Genomic DNA, 20,182 nt, shown 5'->3' on the forward strand with positions numbered 1-20,182 from the left:
ATCAAAAACCAACCAGATATGGGACAAACACGAAAATCGGTAGGTTAGTGTATTCTATTTTCTGTAGGATCTGAACCTTAACAAAAAGTGTAGGTCAGGTGTATCTTACGGTTACCACACCAAGCGGCCATCATCGAGCAGGTGTGCGGGACGGAGATCTCCTCCACGCAGGTCAGCCGGGCGGCAGCCCTCCTGGATGAAACGTTGGCTGCCTGGCGCAAGCGTCCCCTGGGCGAGATCGTCTACCTGTTTCTGGATGCCCGCTCTGAGAAGGTGCGCCAGGACGGCCAGATCCGCGACGCAGCCATTTTGATTGCCAGCGGAGTGGATCGGGCGGGCAAGCGGCGTATTTGGGGCGTTTCCGTTTCGCTCAGCGAGCAGGAAGTGCACTGGCGCGCCTTTTTGCAGAGTTTGATCGCCCGCGGCCTGGGTGGGGTGCAGCTCATCGTCAGCGATGACCACGCCGGTCTCAAAGCCGCCCGACAGGCCGTCTTGGGTAGCATCCCCTGGCAGCGCTGCCAGTTCCACCTGCAGCAGAACGCCCAGGCGTATGTCCCGCGCAAGGAACTGCAAGCTGAGGTGGCCAACGACATTCGGATCATCTTCAATGCCCCTGACCGGGCCACCGCCGAGCAGTACCTGGCTAGAACCGTGCAGAAGTACGCCCAAACTGCCTCGCGCCTGGCCGACTGGATGGAAAAGAACATCCCCGAAGGGCTGACGGTGTTCTCCTTCCCAGCCGACCACCGGCGCAAGCTGCGCACCACTAACGGGCTAGAACGGGTCAACAAGGAGGTTTATCCCTCGATTCTTAACGTTCTTTGATAATCCGTTTGGGTCTCCTGGCTCATCCTACAGAAAAACCCTTACACAATCATCTTGATTTATTCTTGACGTTTCTTTCTCGATTCTTGCCCGATTCTTAATCAATCATGGAATAAATTATTGATTGAAATGGAGGAGACCCATGAGTGATTTCTTAATGATCATGATTGTGATTGTCTTTTTTCTATTAATGATAGGATTTGTCTCTTTATGTAATTCGTTATTGGAGAAGTGATATGAATGGACTTCTGATCATTGTGGGCATAATGGTCTTAGCCTTATTGTTCTATCTGTTCGTTTCACTCATTAAACCGGAGTGGTTCGGATGAATATTATGAGTTGGCTTCAATTACCTATATACATTGGGGTTCTGTTAATTCTGGTCAAACCTCTTGGATCTTACATGGCTCGCGTTTACCAAGGAGAAAGGACTTTCCTTTCCCCAGTCATTGCTCCAATTGAAAGGTTTATGCTAAAAATTGCCGGTGTCAAATCAAATGTTGAGATGACATGGAAGACCTATGCATTAACCGTTTTACTATTTAACTTAGTTGGTTTTTTCTTCCTATACCTTCTATTGCGTTTTCAGCAATTTTTACCTCTCAATCCTCAAGCGCTTGGTAGTATTTCACCTCAACTTGCTTTCAATACCGCTGTTAGCTTCGTAACCAACACGAACTGGCAGAGTTATAGCGGTGAAACGACCATGAGCTATCTATCCCAAGCGTTGGGGTTGAGTGTGCAGAATTTCCTCTCCGCAGCCACAGGAATGGCGGTCTTGATCGCTTTAATCCAGGGACTGACAGGGCATTCTACTAATAGGCTTGGTAATTTCTGGGTAGATCTGATTCGTTCAGTTTTATATATACTCCTGCCTCTATCCATAATACTGGCATTATTGTTGGTCGCTCAAGGTGTTGTTCAGAGCTTTCAGCCGGCGATTATTAGTCAAACGGTTGATCAAACATCAGGTGTGGTTTCGCAAACCATTCCACTAGGGCCAGCAGCTTCCCAAATTGCAATAAAACAATTGGGAACTAATGGAGGGGGTTTCTATAATGTCAATTCTGCTCATCCCTTTGAAAACCCCACGCCGTTTTCAAATTTTCTTGAAATGCTCGCGATTCTGTTGATCCCAGCTGCATTGACTTATACCTTTGGCAAGATGGTGGGGGATACGCGTCAGGGTTGGGCACTACTGGCAGCAATGACAATTATTCTCATGTTGATGATTAGCGTCACAATCAGTGCAGAATCACAAGGTAACCCAGTATTTACTTCAATGAGTGTAGATCAATCTGGTGGAAATATGGAGGGCAAAGAAGTACGTTTTGGCGTCGTGAATTCAAGTATTTGGGCTACCGTTACAGCGTCATCGTCTAATGGTTCAGTCAACACCATGCTCGATTCATTTAGTCCCCTTGGTGGTTTGGTACCCATGTGGATGATACTGCTAGGTGAAGTCGTTTTTGGTGGAGTTGGCTCTGGTCTTTATGGGATGCTGGCTTTTGTTGTTATTGCAGTATTTGTGGCGGGTCTGATGGTTGGAAGAACCCCAGAATATCTTGGTAAAAAGATAGGAATCCATGAAATGAAAATGGCAGTTTTGATTGTCTTAATCCCTGTGATTACGGTTCTGTTTGGAACGGCTATTGCTTTAACAAGTTCAAGGGGTACGGCGACTATCTTTAACGCAGGTCCGCAAGGTTTCAGCGAAGTACTCTATGCCTTTGCTTCTGCAGGAAATAATAATGGATCGGCGTTTGCAGGATTGGGTGTAAACACAGATTTTTATAATATCACACTGGGGATCGCAATGTTGTTCGCCAGATACGCTCTAATTGTTCCTATATTGGCGATGGCAGGTTCACTTGCACAAAAGAAAATCGTACCTGCTAGCAGCGGCACAATGCCAACTTACACACTATTATTCATTGGTTGGCTGATAGGAGTGATCATCATTGTGGGGGCACTCAGCTTTTTACCAGCTTTAGCATTGGGACCTATAGTACAGCAATTGATGATGGGCGCAGGAAGGTTATTCTGATGAAACACAATAAACCCTCACTGAAAAATAGTCACTATGAGATTTATCGCCACGCCATTCTAGACGCTTTTGCTAAACTAAATCCAAAACACCAGGTGCATAATCCAGTCATGTTCGTGACAGAAATCGGTAGCCTTTTGACCACGGTTCTTTGGATCTTGGCATTACTTGGAAAAGGGGAAGCGCCCACCGGATTTATTGGCGCCATAGCTTTATGGCTCTGGTTTACGGTTATATTTGCAAATTTCTCAGAAGCTATAGCTGAAGGGCGCGGTAAAGCGCAGGCCGAATCTCTGCGAAAAGCACGTCAAGATACTCCGGCCAAAAAACTCCAGGGAAATCCAGCAACTTTGGAATCTGCGAAAAAAGTTGTTTCATTGGTTTCTTCAACAAAACTAATGAGGAATGATCTTTACCTCGTTGAGGCCGGAGATATATTGCCAGCGGATGGAGAGATTGTCTACGGTATTGCTTCGGTAGATGAAAGTGCAGTTACAGGTGAATCCGCTCCAGTAGTGCGCGAGGCTGGTGGAGATCGTTCAGCGGTGACAGGTGGAACTCGCTTGCTATCCGATTGGCTGATTGTTCGAGTAAGTGCCAATCCCAGTCAGGGATTTTTGGATCAAATGATCTCTTTGGTGGAAGGTGCCAAACGCCAAAAGACACCAAATGAGATTGCTTTAAGTATCTTACTCTCAAGCTTTACTATTGTTTTTTTTAGTTGTGTGTACGACTCTACTGCAATTCTCACAATTCAGCGTGCAAGTAGCTGGACAGGGCACACCAATCAAGATAACGGTATTGATAGCATTATTGATCTGTCTGATTCCTACTACTATCGGCGGCTTGCTTTCAGCTATTGGTATTGCTGGTATGGATCGTTTGATTCAGCGCAATGTGATTGCTATGTCAGGTCGTGCGGTTGAAGCTGCCGGCGATGTAGATGTATTGATGTTGGACAAAACCGGTACCATAACTCTTGGTAATCGTCAGGCAGTGGCATTCATTCCAGTCAATGGTGTCAGAATTGAAGAGTTAGCTGAAGCTGCACAATTAGCATCATTGGTGGATGAAACACCTGAAGGACGTTCAATTGTAGTTCTAGCAAAAGAAATGTTTGGGTTACGTGGGCAGACGATTGGTGCAAGCGAGAAAGCACCAGGAGGAATGCATTTTATCCCATTTACAGCGCAAACTCGTATTTCGGGTGTTGATTTTAATGGCACACAAATTCGCAAAGGTGCGCCGGATACCATGATTGCATTAATAGAAGGGAATGGAAACAGAATTCCTGAAAATCTACTCCCAACAATTGAGGACATTGCAAATAATGGTGGAACGCCACTGGTAGTATCCAAAAATGGTAAAGCTCTGGGAGTGATCCATCTGAAAGATATTGTCAAAGGGGGCATCAAGGAGAGATTTGCGCAACTACGGAAAATGGGCATCAAAACAGTCATGATTACAGGCGATAATTCTCTCACAGCAGCAGCAATAGCAGCTGAAGCTGGTGTGGATGATTTTCTTGCTCAATCTACTCCAGAAACCAAGCTCAAATTGATCCGGGAATACCAGGCGGGTGGACGGCTTGTGGCGATGACCGGGGATGGGACAAATGATGCTCCTGCGCTCGCCCAGGCAGATGTGGCTGTGGCAATGAATACCGGAACGCAACCGGCGCGTGAAGCAGCAAATATGATCGATCTCGACAGCAATCCCACAAAACTTATCGAAATTGTTGAAATCGGCAAACAGCTATTGATGACCCGCGGGGCTTTGACTACTTTTAGCATTGCCAATGATGTCAGTAAATACTTTGCCATCATTCCAGCGGCATTCGCTTCGACTTATCCTATCCTTGAAAAGTTAAATTTTATGAAGTTGACCTCTCCTGAGAGTGCTATCCTTTCGGCAGTTATTTTTAATGCGCTTATCATCATCATTCTTATCCCTTTGGCACTTAAAGGCGTTCCATACCATCCTAAGTCAGCGGCCAATCTACTTAGGGATAACTTACTTATTTATGGTGTGGGTGGTTTGGTGGCTCCATTCATAGGCATTAAATTGATCGACTTGCTTTTATCTCTATTAGGTTTGGTCTAGGAGTAATAAGACGAAAAAACAACGATTGATCAAAGTTGTAAAAATTTTATCAACATTGGCAGTGATAGTAGTCGGATTTGCACCTTCAATTTTTAGAATTCCGACAATTTATCACCCGTGGTTGTTTCTAGTTTCCATTGTATGGATTGTGACTTATTCGTCTGGAGTATTGGGTTCATGAAAATTCAACTTCGTCCACTATTTGGTGTTTTTACTTTATTGGTATTGATTACAGGTGTTTTTTATCCCTTAACCGTTACTGGTTTTGCACAATTGTTATTCCCTTACCAAGCAAATGGGAGTCTTATTAGCGTCAACGGGCAGGTGGTGGGTTCGGAACTGATTGGGCAAGACTTTTCTGGACCACAATATTTTGGGGGTAGACCTTCAGCTACTTCTGTACATCCATATAATGCATATGATCAAGCTTCATTAACCGGTTCAGCGGGTTCCAATCTCGGACCTTTATCAAAGGAATTGGTCAAAAAGGTTGAAGAACGGATAAAACTACTCAAAACCTTCGATCCAAATAATGAGAATCTGATCCCTATTGATCTCGTAACCTCGTCTGCTTCGGGTTTGGATCCAAATATCAGCGTATCAGCAGCTTATTATCAAGTTCCAAGAATAGCTCGAGAGCGTGGTTTGGATGAGTCAACATTATTATCCCTGGTGGATCAATATACTGAAACTCGTCAATTCGGAATATTGGGTGAACCTCGTGTGAATGTTTTACTCATAAATCTTGCACTCGATGGTATAAAAATAAAATAATGAAATCACGACCAGATCCTGATGAACTATTAAAAAATATCAAGGCTGAAGAACCCACCCGTGGCAAGTTAAAAATATTCCTGGGGTATGCCGCAGGAGTCGGGAAGACTTATGCGATGCTTGAGGCTGCGCATCAACGGCGACAACAAGGTGTAGATGTGGTGATCGGGTATATCGAAACCCATGAGCGTGCGGATACACAAGCCATAGTCGATGGCTTAGAAATTATTCCACGAAGGCAAATTGAATACCATGATATAACGTTGCCTGAATTAGACGTGGACGCAGTAATCAATCGTCATCCACAATTGGTTTTAATTGATGAATTGGCACATACCAATGCACCAGGGTCCCGGCATCCCAAACGATATCTAGACGTTGATGATATTCTAGAGGCCGGGATTGATGTTTACACTACATTGAATGTACAACATCTTGAAAGCTTGAACGATATTGTGGCACGAGTCACAGGTGTTGTAGTTCGTGAAACTGTACCAGATCGGGTGTTGGATGAAGCATCAGAAATCGAAGTTATAGACCTCCCACCAGATGAACTAATCATCCGGCTTAACGAAGGAAAAGTTTACGTTCCAGATCAGGCTAAAAGGGCGATAGAAAAATTTTTCCGCAAGGGGAATCTTTCTGCTTTGCGAGAAATGTCTCTACGGCGCGCTGCTGAACGCGTGGATACACAGATGCGTAATTACATGCGGACTCGAGCAATCGAGGGCCCGTGGCCGGCAACTGAACGGTTATTGGTTTGTATCAGTTCCAGCCCGCTCTCTGAAAAATTAGTCCGTACCACACGCCGATTATCAGACGAACTTAACGCAGAATGGTTTGCAGTGCATGTGAATCTGACTTCGAAGCCAGAAATGAATCCAGGAAAAATTGAGCGTGTAGCTAAAACAATGCAGCTTGCTGAAGAACTTGGAGCGCGTACACGAATATTAACTGGACGTTCAATTCCTGAAGCGGTGCTCGCTTATGCAAAAAAGCATAATGTCACAAAAATTGTGGTGGGTAAACCTATACATCCTCATTGGATGGAATTACTATCAGGGTCGATTGTTGATCAATTGATTTATGCCAGCGGTGACATTGATATTTATGTGATTAACGAACAACCAGACATAAATCCATCAAAAATCGCCGATGTTATTCGTCCTCACCTGCCATATTGGAGATATTTAATCGCGTTTGGATTGGTAGTTCTCGCAACTATTATTGGGAAACTGATCCATACCAGGCTGGAACCTGTAAATCTTGTGATGCTCTACCTGGTTACCACAGTAGCAGCAGCTGTTTACCTTGGACGTGGACCAGCATTATTAACTTCTTTTTTGGGCGTTTTGTCTTTTGATTTTTTCCTCGTTCCTCCTTACTTGACATTTGAGGTTACTGACACCCAATACTTCATTACCTTTATAGGATTATTACTTGTAAGTCTGGTAGTAAGTACTCTCACGGCGCGAACTCAAGAACAAGCTGAGGCGGCAATTCAACGTGAATCACAAACATCAGCTTTGTATGCCTTGGGACGTGACTTAACTTCTGCCACCGACCTTCATCAAGTGACAGAGATAATAATCAACCATATCAGTCATGTGTTTGGATGCGATGCAGTGATTTTTTTGCCAGAAAATAATAAGTTAAAAATGTATGCAACAACAGCTGGATATACCCCTGATGCCAATGAGATAGCAGTAGCGACATGGTCTTTTGATCACAACCAGCCCGCAGGTCTCGGAACAGCCACATTACCTGCAGCTTCGTTGAGATGCCAACCTTTAAAAACTGCCCGAGGACGAATTGGAGTGCTTGGGATTCATCCCAAAGAAGGTGAAAAATTACTTTCACCAGACTTGCGGCAAACATTTAATGCGTTTGTGAATCAGGCAGCTCTTGCAGTTGAACAAGCAAACCTGGTAGAACAATCACGCAAAGCAGAATTACTTCAAGCTACAGAAATACTTCAAACTGCTTTACTCAACTCAATTTCCCATGACTTACGTACCCCATTGGTTAGTATCACGGGGGCATTAAGCAGCAGTCCTTGAGTATTAACGAAGAAGATCGCAGTAATTTGCTTGAAACAGCTTATAATGAGGCGGAGCGTCTTAACCGGTTAGTAGGAAATTTATTAAATATGACCCGACTTGAAGCCAACGCTATCCATCTCAAGCTTGAACCTTGCGATATTCAGGATGTGATCGGATCTGCGCTGGATCAACTTGAAGATCGTCTTGGTAAGAAACCCATCGTGGTGACCCTCCCGGAGGAACTGCCGATGGTCATGTTAGATTTTGTCTTGGTTGAGCAAGTGCTGGTTAACGTGTTAGATAATGCAATAAAGTACTCGCCAAAGGACACTCAAATTGATATAGATGTTTTCCAAACTGATAAGGAGATCACCATCCGTATCAGTGACCGGGGAATCGGAATTCCCAATGAAGACTTGGAACGAGTTTTTGACAAGTTTTATCGTGTATCCCGACCTGAAAATGTCAGCGGAACGGGTTTAGGATTAGCCATTTGTAAGGGAATTGTTGAAACTATTGGAGGAAAGATAAGTGCAGCAAACCGTGAAGGTGGAGGAACGCTAATCACAATTACTTTTCCAAAAGGAAACGAGCCATGACCCTTTTGGGTTTGAAAGTATTAGTGGTCGATGATGAAATTGCTATCCGTCGATTTTTACGGGTTGCTTTAAACGGGCAAGGATTTGTTGTCAGTGAAGCCAGCAATGGGGAAACTGCTTTGCAAGCAATTACAATAAATCGACCAGATATTGTGATTCTGGACTTGGGATTGCCTGATATTGATGGCATCGAAGTTACCAGACGTACACGAGAGTGGTCGAAAGTTCCCATCATCATTCTGTCTGTTCGTGAACAGGAGAATGATAAAATTTCAGCTTTGGATGCTGGTGCAGATGATTATTTAACAAAACCTTTTGGTATGGGTGAGTTATTAGCTAGAATAAGATCTGTATTGCGTCGTCAGAGCAGTAGTATTTCGGAACCGATTTTTTCCATCGGTGGGTTGGTGGTTGATCTTGCTCATCGTTTGGTAACAGTGAATAGTGTTGAGATTCAACTCACACCGACCGAATATGATATTTTACGATTATTGGTCATTAATGCTGGGAAAGTCATTACCAATCGTCAATTATTGAAACAGGTTTGGGGAGAAGGCTATAATGACCTACATATTCTACGTGTAAATGTAAGCAATCTAAGGCATAAGCTAGAACCGAACTCTTCCAGACCTACTTATATTCACACTGAACCGGGGGTGGGATATCGGTTGAAGATATGAAATTATTACAAATTCCATTGAGTTTTTCAGATACTTCGATACCCTATCCTCTCGGAAGTCAACCGCCAACCAATGGGGGGAGCGAGCCAAACACCGGGGGAACCACTTCGTTGCTTGATGTTGTAGGTACAAAGAAAGAAGGAGTTTTTCGCCGATTCCGCGGCACAGTGGAACTGGACGCTACCCGTCTTGGCCGAGATGCAGGCCGGATTTCGGATGAAGTACTGACTCACCTCACCAGTCTGGTTGGTGCAAAAGCGAAAATTGTTCTCGAAATCGATGTGGAAGTTCCTGACGGTATCCCGGAGGACAAGGTTCGGGTGATCAATGAAAATTGTAACACTCTGAAATTTAAGGGATTTGAATTTGAGGAAGGATAGCCCGCTGTGAAAAAGGCTTCCAGGGGCCAGGTCTGCCTCCACTGCGCACCCCGGGTGCTCTGCCATGATAGGTAAGTACTATCCGTGCTTAACTTCAAAGGACACTGCAGTTGAGAATCGCTCCGGGCCGAGACCTGTTTTAATAGATGAGCGCTACTTTATTCCTCCAGATCGGGGTCAATCCCCAGTCTCTTCTTGCGGACATATTCGATCTGGTAAACACGCTCTCTGGCCTGACGCATGGCGCGGCCGCGCATTTTGACGGTTTGCTTTAGGGCATCATAAAGACGTTCATCCTGATTAAATCCGTAAAGACGGACGGCATAATAGCGAGTATTTTCATTTTCATCCACAAGCAGTTGCTCAAGCACGTCTGTTGGCACTTTTACACTCATTTTATTTAACAATCGTGCAGCCTCTAAACGAACCCATTCTGATGGATCTGCCGTGGCTTTGATCAAGGCTGGGATGATCTGACCGGGATCTACCTTTCGAAAACGGCGCAAGGATTGAACGGCGACCGCACGAACCTGTTCGCTGGGGTCTGAGAGCATGTGCAGGATCAGGGAAAGGCTTTCTGGATTGTGGATTTCAGCCAGTGAAAAAAGGCCCGCGGTTCGCAATTCTTCATCTCGATCCAGTAAAATCGCCTGCAATGCTGCAGGAGGGTGTTCCAGTCCCATATACCCCAGGGATAGTACAGCCTGCCGAACGATCTCCCGGTCTTCTTCTACCAATCGTTCAAGCAAAAATGGTTCATAGGCGCGAAAGGCACGCTGTCCCAGAGCGCGAATGACCAGAAGCCGCATGCCTCGAGTTAAAGTGGAATAGGCACGAATCAGATCATTGATTCCACGTGGATCACCCAGCCGGGCAAGGGATAACGAGAGAGATAGATCATCGGGGGTGGCATACCAGAGGCGGATTAAAAGTTCTCTGTTTTGCTGGATGTTCTTTAATGCCTCACGAGCGGAGATAATGTCTTGATGGAAACCGGAGGGGTTTAATATCTCCTCGCCGGCTATTTTTTCAACCAATGGTAATGCTGCGGGATGCCCCAGCAACCCAAAACACACCATGCATGCCTCATTTTCAAGAAAAGGCTTCCAAAAATAATCATCTTCCCAGTTCATAATTAAATCAACGACCTCGACGGCATTCAGGTCAATGAAGGCGTAGAAAATTGCATCCTCCAGAATATCGTCTTGACCTTCTAATAGCGCCAGGCAATTCAGCAAAAATGGGATAGAAGAAACATCCAATCGGTCTCTTAGCGTATCCAGCGCCGTTCTAATTTGGGCTTTGTTCCCTGTAAAAAGCCTCTTTCTCAATTCTTGAAGGGGGGTGGATTGATCTTGGATTTTTTGCAGCGCATCCTGGCAAAACAGACGTGTAGTTGAATCCATGGGGTCACGAAACCGCTGGTTCAAGTATTCTTGAATGTATGGCAAGGCGCGTTTGTCGGGGTGTGCCGCGAGATATATGGCGGCATCCAGGCGAGATAGCGGGTAAGGGTCGGTTAACGCACGGCACATGATATCAAATACCTCTGGCGAGTCCACGGCTTTCAGACCATGAAGTGCAGCCGTGCGGATGTGATGATCTTTGCTTCCGGATTGCTGAACCAGGAAGCCAATAGCGTTTTGATTTCCGCTCTGCGCCAGTGCCATGGCAAGGGGCGCCATCAACCTGGGAGGAATATCCTGTGCATGTGAAATGAGTGTAAAGATTCCTAACTCACCTGTGGTTACCAGCAGATTCAGCGTGCGCCGAATCATATTTTCATTCTCGCTGAACAAGTATGGTTCCAGAGATGGAATTGCTTTTTCGCCGATAACGTGGATTAATCGTTCAATCTCATGATCGTATTCTTGATGGACGGGTAGAGCAGCAATACAGGCGGCAATTTGTTCGTCCCAGAAACTGCCGGTAAATTTTGCCAGAGTGCGAATACCTTCTCCACGCAGTGATGGGATCTGGGTGGACGAAATAAAGTTAATGAGCGGGTGGAAGAGGCGAGGGTCTGCCTGAACTCCAATCGCTCGGAGCGCGGCTTGCTGAATCTCCGGGCTGTCAGATCGCAATGCTTCTTCTATTGCCTGGAGGGCTGGATCTTCTTTGTAATACGCTAGCTTTTCCAGTGCTGGTATTGCAACCTGAGGATCATTGGAGCGCGATTGAACGATTAAATCCTCTAGAATGGACAAGGTTTCCTCTCAAAACATGATTCGCCAGCTCAATAGATTGGTTTCAATGAGCCCTTTAACGAGTTTAAAACAAATTGTTTGATAAGGGGATAGAATTTCAGGCCTAATATTTGCAAGGCCAATAAATTACTGTGCATGTATCGATGATTGACAGTAGCCGCTCCTTTGAGATGTGTTGTACTCTTGATGTAGAATTTATTGTAACTGTTCCAAAGTGGATAGATTTTGAAAAGAGAGCAAACTTGGAATGCTGTGGCATTTACCTGAACCGCCAGGATCTCGGAGATCAATATATCTGTTGGTATGCTAAGTATCGCAGAAGCTAAGTACTCCCCGGGAAGCACGTCTTTATAAATACACTCCTATATCAGAGGGAGACCTATCAAAGCCTGGGAGGGGAAACGGGGCATCGATCTAAGCTGGGTTTTACGATGCACTTCCTCGGCATAGGCCCGGGGTCTGGAATGGGCGTGTCCTTTTTAACAAAACAGACAGCGATAACGTTGGCTACCGCTCTCTGTTTTTCCACCCCGATTTTGACGTTCCGTTCGGTGACATTTGGGACATTCGAGCATTCTATTTACCCCTGTTTATAGCTACTTTCTCATCTCTTGTGCTTGTCGAATGAGTGGAAATTTTTGGTGAAAATAAGAAAAAAACAGCAAATGTGTCGGTGTGATGATCTTTTGATTTGCCATGGCTGATGGTTAGAAAGTTACCCACCACTGATGCGACAGATTCTTTTCTTTAAAACTATTTACCTGTTTTTTGACTTCGTGATAAAATTAACAAAAGGAGCGATGAGGCTCGCCGAAATTGTCTTGTATGACTGATAGCCTCTACTGAGTGCATATTCAGTGGAGGTTTTTTTTATTTCATAATGCCCGTGCAGAGATTGTAAAAAACTTATATGTCTGTTTATACCATTTTTAGGAAATAACCTATGGATAAATTAACGATTGAAATTGAGATTGTCCAATCTGGACGCGCGACGGGAGAATACAAGCCTGGTGAACATGGTGTTTTACGGCTTAAACAAATTCTCTATCCCGAAGTAATGTTACCTTTTGATATTGGAATCCTACCAAACACTATGACCTCGGAGGGAGATCCTCTAAAAGTAATTTTAATTGGGGAAATCTCCCATCCGCCAAGAACACAAATCCCTGCCCGATTATTAGGTGGTGTCCAAACAGATGGTACCGATCCATACCTCCTGGCAGTATCCGATGTGGATGAACGGTTTGCCGCAATTACATCAGTTTTGGATCTGGAAGACTCTTGGCGAAGTGCAATTGATCAACGATTAAAGACGTCCTCAATAGCAGATTTACATTGGATAAAAGCAGACGAACTTGAACCCTGGATTAAAAAAGCGCAAAAAAAATACCGGTTAGCTAGAATTAAGAACAATGAAGGTGGGCATTCACAGCCTGCCTGGAAACCGGTTGATTCCAAAAAGCCGGTTACAAGTTTCACTGAAGCGGAACATTATACTGCAGCTGAATACACGTTCTTTCAACTCCCGTATCATATTCAGCACTATGTGAGTGAGTATTTGGATAAAGATGAAAGAATCCTGTATGCAGTTCGCCGCCCAGCTACATACAGCCATCGTACTCGCTCATGGTTAGGCCGTGAGAAACTTCAGGAGGGCGTGCTTATTCTAACAACTCAGCGCTTGATCCAACTTGTTGAACTGGTTCCATTAGGAGATAGTGGTGTGCGATATGGTTTTAAAGCCCAATTGGGAGTGCTGGAACGTTTAATCGATGCGTCAGTCGAAACGGTTTCAGATGAAGCGATCCTTCTCAAGTTTACGTGGCGAGCAAAGAATGGTTATTCTTTCCTGGAATGGGAATCGCCTATATATACTCGGGCAGAGATAGATGAATTGATGGGCTTCTTGAAAATGTTTGCTCCTTCAAATATCAACCCGCGAGCTTTACAGTGCTCCACCTTACCTGTTCCATCAGAATTACCCCCCTTAATTGATCCGGCCAGTAATGATGGTCAAAAAATAAATTATCAGCATTTCGTAGATGCTATATCATCCATGCTATTACCTGAAGAAAAAATTTATGCATGGGCATTATGGCCAGCCTGGTTTGAAGAGAGGGGGTTTGATCAAGTCATGGTTATAACTGGTTCCAGGCTCCTGGTAGTTTCGGATTCTGATTTACATCAATCTATTACATTAAGTATTCCTCTTACACAAATCGCAACATTATCTTATACGGGCTCCATTTTGAACTCATACATGGAGTTGAGTGTAGTGGAATCAGGGAAAGTTCAGAGTATCACATTAAAATTTCCCTATTCGGCTGATGAAGCATTTCACAGATGCTTTGAAGCCATGCGACGATGTATGGCAGTGTTGCCTTTAATGGATTAGGTAGCAACCCGCGCGTTTTTTCTAAAGAATATTAATACAAACAGAGCGGCAATCTCGATCATTACTACATAGGTAAAGATCCATATGGTTGATATGTCGTACAATATTCCCACAACGACCCCGCTAAGCAAATAAGCTGCTCCGTAAATTGTATTAAAAATGCCATAAGCAAAGGCTCGCCTTTCAGTCGGGATAAGGTCAGCAATGGCTGCACGAATGATTGTTTCATGAACGGCCATAACTATTCCCCACAAAATGATTCCTCCACTTGCCAGCAAATATAGGTGTGAAAAAACCAGGAAGGGAATTGGGAGTGTTACAAGGGGAATCATGACGAGAGATAAAAAACCAATTTTGTCGTATATTTTACCCACTACCAGAGCGGCTAATGCATCAACCCCCATAGCAACTGCATAAAAAAATGGAATTTGTGAGACCGGAACCACAGACTGATTTACCAAATGGTAGGAGATGATTTGAAAATTAGTAAATCCAGCCACACTCATAAAGGTAAACAAACCATAGATCCAAAAAATGCTGGGGAGACGCTGTTTTTGTGCTGTGGATTTTGTTGAAATTCTGCCAGGCTGGTTTTCAAGTTTCTCCGGTGCAGGTACAAGTATTCGGGCTACAAAAAGTGCCAGTATGGTTAGAAAAGCTGAAATCCACAGGAGCCGGAAACCATCGTGATAATTTTCCCGCTGTAAAAAAGCTACCATAAAAATTAGTGGTCCAGCCACTGCTCCAATCTGATCTAACGCCTCATGAATGGCAAATCCCCATCCACGGCCAACCTTGTGTGTGGCATGCGACAGGATTGTATCTCTTGCTGGCGTGCGTATTGCTTTGCCAATGCGTTCTAAAAGTAGAAGAAGGACAGCCCATTCCCAGCGGTTTGTATAAGCAAGCAATGGAACACTCAGGAGCAAGCCATATCCAATAAATGTGGCAAGCCAATAAGACTGTGTACGGTCGATCAGATAGCCTGAAACCAATCGCAATGCGTATCCAAGAAATTCTCCCAGGCCAGAGACAAAACCAATCACCGCAACACTTGCACCCAGAAATGCCAGGTAGGGCCCACTAATGCTTCGGCCTGTTTCATAAGTAATGTCTCCTAAAGCACTGACCAAACCCAGAAGAAGTATCAAATTAAGTGCCAGGCTTTTATCATTCTTGTTGGAGTAGTTTTGTTTCTCTATCATTTTGTCCCGCTTCTTTGTTGGTGAAGTTGACTAAAAAAGCTTCTACCAACGGTTTGTTTCCGCTGACAGAAGCTATCATCCGTAAAACCGGCAGATCAATTAAAAAAAGCGAGCTTCATCGCCTGGTAGCTATACTACTCATAATGACATGTTTTGTCAAGTTACGCTGAAAAGGAGTCGGGGCTATCTTAAAGTAGGAAATAGGTGATTAAAAATGGCCTTCTTCGGGGTGGTTGGGACAGACACCGAGGAATTGTTGCTATGACGTGTGGCACAAAAGCAGGGATTGTGTTTGATGTTGAGAACCTGAATGCGCATTTTCAAGGTCTGCAGGACACAGGGAATCCAAAGGGGGTGGTATCCGCTCGTGCCGGTGCTTTTGCTGTCCGTACTGGCGAAGATGCATGGAGAAGATCGTCCCGGTGAGATTGCCGGAAGGGCCAAACATCGCACGACGATGCTGGTGGAATGGCTAAGGTTGAAAAGGAGAAACATGCCGCATCACAGCCCCTATTGGCGCATTCTGGCAGAGGTGGTGGGTGGGAAAGTTGGAGCGCATCTAACAGGTCTATCTGAGCGGGAAGAAATCCATTAGCAAACAAGGGCTGGTGAGGATAGATGGCGAAGTATTCCGTGGGACATTGCTGGAGCGTCGTTTTACGTCCACCCGCAAAGGCAAGGTACAGAAACAGGTCGTGTATGGAATAACCAGCCTGTGCAGGCAAGACATCGTCCCAAGGTTACTTCGTAGATGACCTGTGCCTTTTGGGGCATTGAAAACGGGCTTCACTATCGTCGAGATATCACCATGTTAGAAGACCACGCATGGATGACTAAAGAAAGGATGGGACAGGCAATGGCTTGTATCAACAATCTGGTGTCGGGCATTCTCCTGGGCAGACTGATGTTTCGTTACCTTCCCCGTGCCAGACGCTTCTTTGCTGCTCGTTTTGCTGAAGCCCTAGCTCTCATTTCTTTAGGAAGTCCTGTCGTTCATGCATACAATGGTTTCATTTTGATTGTCTGGATATAGAATCAATGCAAGATCGATTAAAAAGGGAGGATAGAAATAACCAGGCGTCATTGCAGCATTATCTGCTTTTCCCGGCCTGTTTTACGGAAGCATGCCCCGCATCAGGGGAATCCGTATAGTTATTAATCGCTAAAGAGAGGGAGAGGGAATAAAACATGTCAAAAATCCTGGTCCTGGGTGGCACAGGATATACGGGAAGGTTGATTGTTAAGCATCTGGTAGAGAACTCCAAAGCGGATATCACTGTTGCGGCGCGGCACCTCGACAGGGCGCAAGCCCTGGCCGATGAACTCAATCAGCAATATTCTGACGATCGTGTCAAAGCGATCTACGCTGATGCGTCGCAAACAGATTCGTTGTGCCAGGCGTTTGCAGATCAGATGATGGTGGTGGTCGCTGCTCCTACCACTGCGTACGCCGAAAATGTCATTCGAACCTCTCTGAGTATGGGTTTGGACTATCTGGATGTGCAACTCGGCGCTCAGAAATTTGCGTTGTTGCAATCACTGGCGCATGAAATTGAACGGGCCAGCCTTTGTTTCATTACCGAAGCTGGCTTTCATCCCGGTTTACCCTCCGCGCTGGTGCGTTATGCCGCCTCTCATCTGGATCGCGTTGAGAGCGCCATTACGTTGGGCTATCTGAATATGGGCAAAGGCTTGCCGTATTCCGAAGCTGTGGATGAGGTGGTTGAGAGTTTCAGAGAATATAACGGACAGGTCTTTAAAAATGGCTCGTGGACGAAGCTCAATTCATACGAAATGCGTACATTCGATTTTGGCGGTGATATTGGACGCCGACGCTGTTATTCCATGTTTTTGGAAGAGTTGCGCACTTTGCCTTCCCTGTTCCCCTCACTGCGTGAGACCGGGTTTTACATTTCAGAAATGCATTGGCTGTTGGATTGGGTGATCATGCCGATCACCTGGGCCTGGCTTAAGATAGCGCCGCAGGCCGTACGTTCCATCGGGAAATTCTTGTGGTGGGGAATGGGTACCTTTCACAAACCGCCCTATCGGGTTGAACTTCAGGTTCAGGCTGCTGGTCTGAAAGATGGGCGACCGGTTACGGTACGGTCAAGCGTTGCCCATCCCGACGGATATGAACTAACCGCCATCCCGGTCGTTGCAACCTTGTTACAGTACCTGGATGGTATCGCCAGAAAGCCCGGCCTCTGGATGATGGGACACCTGGTTGATCCGTTCCGTCTTATCAAGGACATGGAGAAGATGGGCATTACCTGTGCGACCAGAATTCAAGCAGAGGAGGCGGAATGTCTCTAGAATATCACGCGGCTAAAAAACGGCCTGCACCCGAGGCGCTCCGCCGGTTGCGCCCATTTTGCGTGTAGCTAAAGCAAACTGTTGAGCAGCTTTGTCCGAGGAAAGAAAAGAATTAATATGTCATCCATTTCCACCGACATCTTGATTAAAGCAATGGTTGTTATTGGCCTGGTATTGTTTTTCTTGTCCACTGCTTTTGTTAGGTTTTCCACCAAAATCGTACCCGAAAGCAAACGAGTTGTGATTATGAGGTTCGGGAAGATCCTGGGGAGTCGAGGTCCAGGAATCGTGACCCTTATTCCCATGATTGATTATGCCATTTGGGTTGATTTGCAGCCAACCTTCCACTACAAATATGGTAATTTGCTCACATCAGATAATCAGATGATTTCCCAGGCAGTGACTGTCGAAGGAAAAGTGACTGATCCAGAGAAATACGTGATAAATGTGCCCAACCTGGAAAATGCTCTATCCAGAGTCATTGAAATAGAGATAACCGATATCGTAAAAAGCAAAAGCAGGGATGAGTTAATGCAACGACGTGATTGGCTGGAAGATCAATTGAAAGATGTTCTTTATCGTTCCAGCAGGTTATGGGGCTTTGAGGTCAGTAAATTAAGCATTCATGATACTCAATAACCGTATGCCTGAGCAGGATTTCAAAATAAAATGCTGGCGTTATGCGATAAATCGAGTAAGGCCTTTTGGCGAAACGCTGCCCAACAAAGCGTGCAGCCGACTGTAAGTAAGATTCTGCGCGGCTTACAGGCATTTTCCTCGCTTCGGGCTTTTTCCTGCTCTCGGAGCTTCTTTCACACCTGCCCAGGTGATGTTAACGCATGCTGTGAGGCGGGTCATTCTGCAGAATGGATAAGGGAATAAGATGGCAAATATTTCCGTAGAAATCATCACACTCTTTGCAGGGATTGTCCTTCTGTTGGTTTTGTTCTCCCTGATTTTCTTTATGGTTGTGATGTTCTTTCAACTGAAAAAACTTCAGGGGAAGAAAAGCGACTCATCGGAACTTGTTTCCCAGATTGCTGTTCTGGGAGAGAAATTATCTCATGTTGAGCCAATTACGCAAGCAGTAAATGCCATGCAATCGGAAATTCGGGGGTTGACAGAGAGAATCGTTTCAGTTGAACAAAATCAATCCCTATCGAATCAGGGGATAGGAAGGTTGGCGACAAGTGCCTTATCATCCATTTCAGAACTCAAAGCGCTCACAGCAAGTCTATCCGAAGCAACAGGGGCAATGAGGAATGAATTATCGAGCACTAAAAATGATTTAAAAGAACTTCATGCTCATCTAAAATCAAAACAAGAAATTGAGCGCCAAACTGCAGATTCGATTCGCAGGCTGGAAACCATTATTGCAGGCACACAAACGAAAGGTTTAGCAGGTGAAAATGTTCTTGAAGTGGTTTTTTCCAAACTTCCAGTCGAATGGCAGGTCCGAGATTTTAGAATTGGTGGAAAATCGGTCGAATTTGCACTGCGATTACCCAATAATTTGATTATGCCGATTGACAGCAAATGGGCGGCTACGAATTTGCTGGAGCAATTTATCAATTCTGATGATACTCAGGAAAAACAGAAGCTAAAGAAAGATATTGAAAATGCAGTTTTGGCAAAAGCAAAAGAAGTAAGAAAATACCTCGATCCCAGCATCACTGTAAATTTCGGCGTTGCTGTTGTGCCAGACGCAGTTTATGATCTATGTGCAGGGATCCTGTCGGAGACTTTTCAACTCAATGTGGTTCTGGTGAGTTACAGCATGTTTGTACCTTATCTGCTTTTGGTTTTTCAGACCGCGTTGAAAAGTAGCCAGAGTATAGATTTGCAGAAATTAGAAGTCTATTTACAGACTGCCCAGGAAAGTATTACTCATTTACAGGAAGAGATAGATGGGCGATTATCGAGGGCTATAACAATGATGAATAATTCAAGGGATGATATGCGGGCGGTACTGGGCAAGCTGAGTAGCAGTCTCACAGGTTTACAGATGGGCGTAAATTCCGTACCTTCATTGTCTGAATCAACGGATCAAATACGTGAGGGCTAACCAGCCTGATAAAGGAGAAATGCTATGGGATTATTAAGCGATTTGTTCATAACGACACCCCCAGAACTCCAATCTCTCGATATACGCCAGAGCCCTGCGCAATCTTTACCATCTGTCCGGGCGCGGAGAATTGAGGTCGTCAAACTCGTCCAGCTTCAGTGCATCATGGATGGTTCTTCATTCAACGACCATCTAAATAGTCTTGGTGACATGATCGTAAGATCGGCAAGTGATGATGGCCCCTGGGTAGTTCTTGTTCCAAACGCTTTAACGCGGGCGCTTGCGGAGGCCGATCGATCTCAGGTTGAAGAAATGGGTAGGTTATGGGCTTCAACCGAGGAATGGCTGCTTGATGGTGGCAGAGAAGAGGAGATTATTTCTTTGATAAAAGAAATTGCGACCTTAGCCAGAAAAGCAGTGGCCGGGGGTCAAAATTTGTATTGTTGGATTAGTTTATAAAATCCTGTGATCACTGCCTGATGCTGACTGCTGGCGACTGCGCTGCTGAGTGGAAACGCTGTTGGTGAGCCTGGCAAAGGTAGAT

At 45.1% G+C, this 20,182-nt stretch carries 17 protein-coding genes, 2 pseudogenes and 1 riboswitch; of the genes and pseudogenes, 16 read left to right on the top strand and 3 right to left on the bottom strand.

The window, feature by feature from the left end; genetic code table 11:
• Positions 1-126: 126 nt before the first annotated feature.
• The 9 genes and pseudogenes from ATHL_RS04335 to ATHL_RS04370 form a co-directional block, all read left to right on the top strand.
• Positions 127-798: pseudogene (locus ATHL_RS04335) on the top strand (IS256 family transposase); the annotation flags it as partial.
• Positions 799-1,061: 263 nt separating this feature from the next.
• Positions 1,062-1,154: a potassium-transporting ATPase subunit F gene (locus ATHL_RS19610; RefSeq protein ID WP_114679461.1), complete on the top strand. Its 93-nt coding sequence runs from the start codon at positions 1,062-1,064 to the stop codon at positions 1,152-1,154.
• A complete protein-coding gene (gene kdpA / locus ATHL_RS04345) occupies positions 1,151-2,872 on the top strand; it encodes a potassium-transporting ATPase subunit KdpA (protein WP_062190169.1) in 1,722 nt (573 codons plus the stop codon). Before ATHL_RS19610 ends, kdpA begins: the two co-directional genes overlap by 4 nt.
• A pseudogene (kdpB, locus tag ATHL_RS19615) lies at positions 2,872-4,975 on the top strand (potassium-transporting ATPase subunit KdpB). Before kdpA ends, kdpB begins: the two are co-directional and overlap by 1 nt.
• Positions 4,976-5,152: 177 nt before the next feature.
• Positions 5,153-5,749, top strand: coding sequence for a potassium-transporting ATPase subunit KdpC (kdpC, locus tag ATHL_RS04355; protein ID WP_062190171.1), 597 nt, complete (start codon positions 5,153-5,155; stop codon positions 5,747-5,749).
• Positions 5,749-7,809 (top strand): sensor histidine kinase, encoded by a 2,061-nt coding sequence (locus ATHL_RS04360; RefSeq protein ID WP_201797932.1) that lies wholly within the window; start codon positions 5,749-5,751, stop codon positions 7,807-7,809. The genes kdpC and ATHL_RS04360 overlap by 1 nt, the downstream gene beginning before the upstream one ends.
• Complete coding sequence (locus ATHL_RS19120; RefSeq protein ID WP_201797933.1) at positions 7,806-8,390, top strand: sensor histidine kinase; 585 nt, start codon at positions 7,806-7,808, stop codon at positions 8,388-8,390. The genes ATHL_RS04360 and ATHL_RS19120 overlap by 4 nt, the downstream gene beginning before the upstream one ends.
• Entirely contained in the window at positions 8,387-9,070 is a 684-nt protein-coding gene (locus ATHL_RS04365; protein WP_062190173.1) for a response regulator, read from the top strand. Before ATHL_RS19120 ends, ATHL_RS04365 begins: the two co-directional genes overlap by 4 nt.
• Positions 9,067-9,450, top strand: a complete 384-nt coding sequence (locus ATHL_RS04370; RefSeq protein WP_062190175.1) for a hypothetical protein — start codon at positions 9,067-9,069, stop codon at positions 9,448-9,450. Before ATHL_RS04365 ends, ATHL_RS04370 begins: the two co-directional genes overlap by 4 nt.
• A gap of 158 nt (positions 9,451-9,608) precedes the next feature.
• Here ATHL_RS04370 and ATHL_RS04375 read toward each other — a convergent pair whose 3' ends face one another.
• On the bottom strand, positions 9,609-11,657 hold the full coding sequence (locus ATHL_RS04375) for a HEAT repeat domain-containing protein (protein WP_062190177.1): 2,049 nt from the start codon (positions 11,655-11,657) through the stop codon (positions 9,609-9,611).
• 479 nt (positions 11,658-12,136) lie between these two features.
• Positions 12,137-12,232, bottom strand: coding sequence for an IS1 family transposase (locus ATHL_RS19620; protein ID WP_114679462.1), 96 nt, complete (start codon positions 12,230-12,232; stop codon positions 12,137-12,139).
• Positions 12,233-12,444: 212 nt separating this feature from the next.
• A riboswitch (Fluoride riboswitch) is annotated at positions 12,445-12,506 on the top strand.
• A gap of 94 nt (positions 12,507-12,600) precedes the next feature.
• Between ATHL_RS19620 and ATHL_RS04390 the strand changes: the two genes are divergently transcribed.
• Positions 12,601-14,052, top strand: a complete 1,452-nt coding sequence (locus ATHL_RS04390; protein WP_062190181.1) for an inorganic diphosphatase — start codon at positions 12,601-12,603, stop codon at positions 14,050-14,052.
• Here the strand turns inward: ATHL_RS04390 and ATHL_RS04395 are convergent.
• A complete protein-coding gene (locus ATHL_RS04395) occupies positions 14,049-15,257 on the bottom strand; it encodes an MFS transporter (RefSeq protein ID WP_062190182.1) in 1,209 nt (402 codons plus the stop codon). The two genes, ATHL_RS04390 and ATHL_RS04395, sit on opposite strands and share 4 nt — an antisense overlap.
• Positions 15,258-15,567: 310 nt before the next feature.
• Between ATHL_RS04395 and ATHL_RS04400 the strand changes: the two genes are divergently transcribed.
• The 6 genes from ATHL_RS04400 (at position 15,568) to ATHL_RS04425 (ending at position 20,097) form a co-directional block, all read left to right on the top strand.
• Positions 15,568-15,852: a hypothetical protein gene (locus tag ATHL_RS04400; RefSeq protein WP_062190185.1), complete on the top strand. Its 285-nt coding sequence runs from the start codon at positions 15,568-15,570 to the stop codon at positions 15,850-15,852.
• A gap of 156 nt (positions 15,853-16,008) precedes the next feature.
• Positions 16,009-16,290, top strand: coding sequence for a hypothetical protein (locus tag ATHL_RS04405; protein WP_062190187.1), 282 nt, complete (start codon positions 16,009-16,011; stop codon positions 16,288-16,290).
• Positions 16,291-16,445: 155 nt separating this feature from the next.
• Positions 16,446-17,573: a saccharopine dehydrogenase family protein gene (locus tag ATHL_RS04410; RefSeq protein ID WP_062190189.1), complete on the top strand. Its 1,128-nt coding sequence runs from the start codon at positions 16,446-16,448 to the stop codon at positions 17,571-17,573.
• A 117-nt stretch (positions 17,574-17,690) separates the two neighbouring features.
• Complete coding sequence (locus ATHL_RS04415; RefSeq protein ID WP_062190191.1) at positions 17,691-18,212, top strand: SPFH domain-containing protein; 522 nt, start codon at positions 17,691-17,693, stop codon at positions 18,210-18,212.
• 244 nt (positions 18,213-18,456) lie between these two features.
• Complete coding sequence (gene rmuC, locus ATHL_RS04420; protein WP_062190193.1) at positions 18,457-19,638, top strand: DNA recombination protein RmuC; 1,182 nt, start codon at positions 18,457-18,459, stop codon at positions 19,636-19,638.
• 24 nt (positions 19,639-19,662) lie between these two features.
• Positions 19,663-20,097: a hypothetical protein gene (locus tag ATHL_RS04425; protein WP_062190195.1), complete on the top strand. Its 435-nt coding sequence runs from the start codon at positions 19,663-19,665 to the stop codon at positions 20,095-20,097.
• Positions 20,098-20,182 lie beyond the last annotated feature (85 nt).

Source organism: Anaerolinea thermolimosa, assembly GCF_001050195.2.
GTDB lineage: Bacteria > Chloroflexota > Anaerolineae > Anaerolineales > Anaerolineaceae > Anaerolinea > Anaerolinea thermolimosa.

Excerpts from the sequence above, each read along its gene's own strand:
- ATHL_RS19610 (WP_114679461.1), top strand. The coding sequence starts at position 1,062 with ATGAATGGACTTCTGATCATTGTGGGCATAATGGTCTTAGCCTTATTG.
- kdpC (WP_062190171.1), top strand. The coding sequence starts at position 5,153 with ATGAAAATTCAACTTCGTCCACTATTTGGTGTTTTTACTTTATTGGTA.
- rmuC (WP_062190193.1), top strand. The coding sequence starts at position 18,457 with ATGGCAAATATTTCCGTAGAAATCATCACACTCTTTGCAGGGATTGTC.
- ATHL_RS04365 (WP_062190173.1), top strand. The coding sequence starts at position 8,387 with ATGACCCTTTTGGGTTTGAAAGTATTAGTGGTCGATGATGAAATTGCT.
- ATHL_RS04395 (WP_062190182.1), bottom strand. The coding sequence starts at position 15,257 with ATGATAGAGAAACAAAACTACTCCAACAAGAATGATAAAAGCCTGGCA.
- ATHL_RS04360 (WP_201797932.1), top strand. The coding sequence starts at position 5,749 with ATGAAATCACGACCAGATCCTGATGAACTATTAAAAAATATCAAGGCT.
- ATHL_RS04415 (WP_062190191.1), top strand. The coding sequence starts at position 17,691 with ATGTCATCCATTTCCACCGACATCTTGATTAAAGCAATGGTTGTTATT.
- kdpA (WP_062190169.1), top strand. The coding sequence starts at position 1,151 with ATGAATATTATGAGTTGGCTTCAATTACCTATATACATTGGGGTTCTG.
- ATHL_RS04390 (WP_062190181.1), top strand. The coding sequence starts at position 12,601 with ATGGATAAATTAACGATTGAAATTGAGATTGTCCAATCTGGACGCGCG.
- ATHL_RS04425 (WP_062190195.1), top strand. The coding sequence starts at position 19,663 with ATGGGATTATTAAGCGATTTGTTCATAACGACACCCCCAGAACTCCAA.
- ATHL_RS04410 (WP_062190189.1), top strand. The coding sequence starts at position 16,446 with ATGTCAAAAATCCTGGTCCTGGGTGGCACAGGATATACGGGAAGGTTG.
- ATHL_RS04405 (WP_062190187.1), top strand. The coding sequence starts at position 16,009 with ATGACCTGTGCCTTTTGGGGCATTGAAAACGGGCTTCACTATCGTCGA.
- ATHL_RS19620 (WP_114679462.1), bottom strand. The coding sequence starts at position 12,232 with ATGCTCGAATGTCCCAAATGTCACCGAACGGAACGTCAAAATCGGGGT.
- ATHL_RS04370 (WP_062190175.1), top strand. The coding sequence starts at position 9,067 with ATGAAATTATTACAAATTCCATTGAGTTTTTCAGATACTTCGATACCC.
- ATHL_RS04400 (WP_062190185.1), top strand. The coding sequence starts at position 15,568 with ATGCGCATTTTCAAGGTCTGCAGGACACAGGGAATCCAAAGGGGGTGG.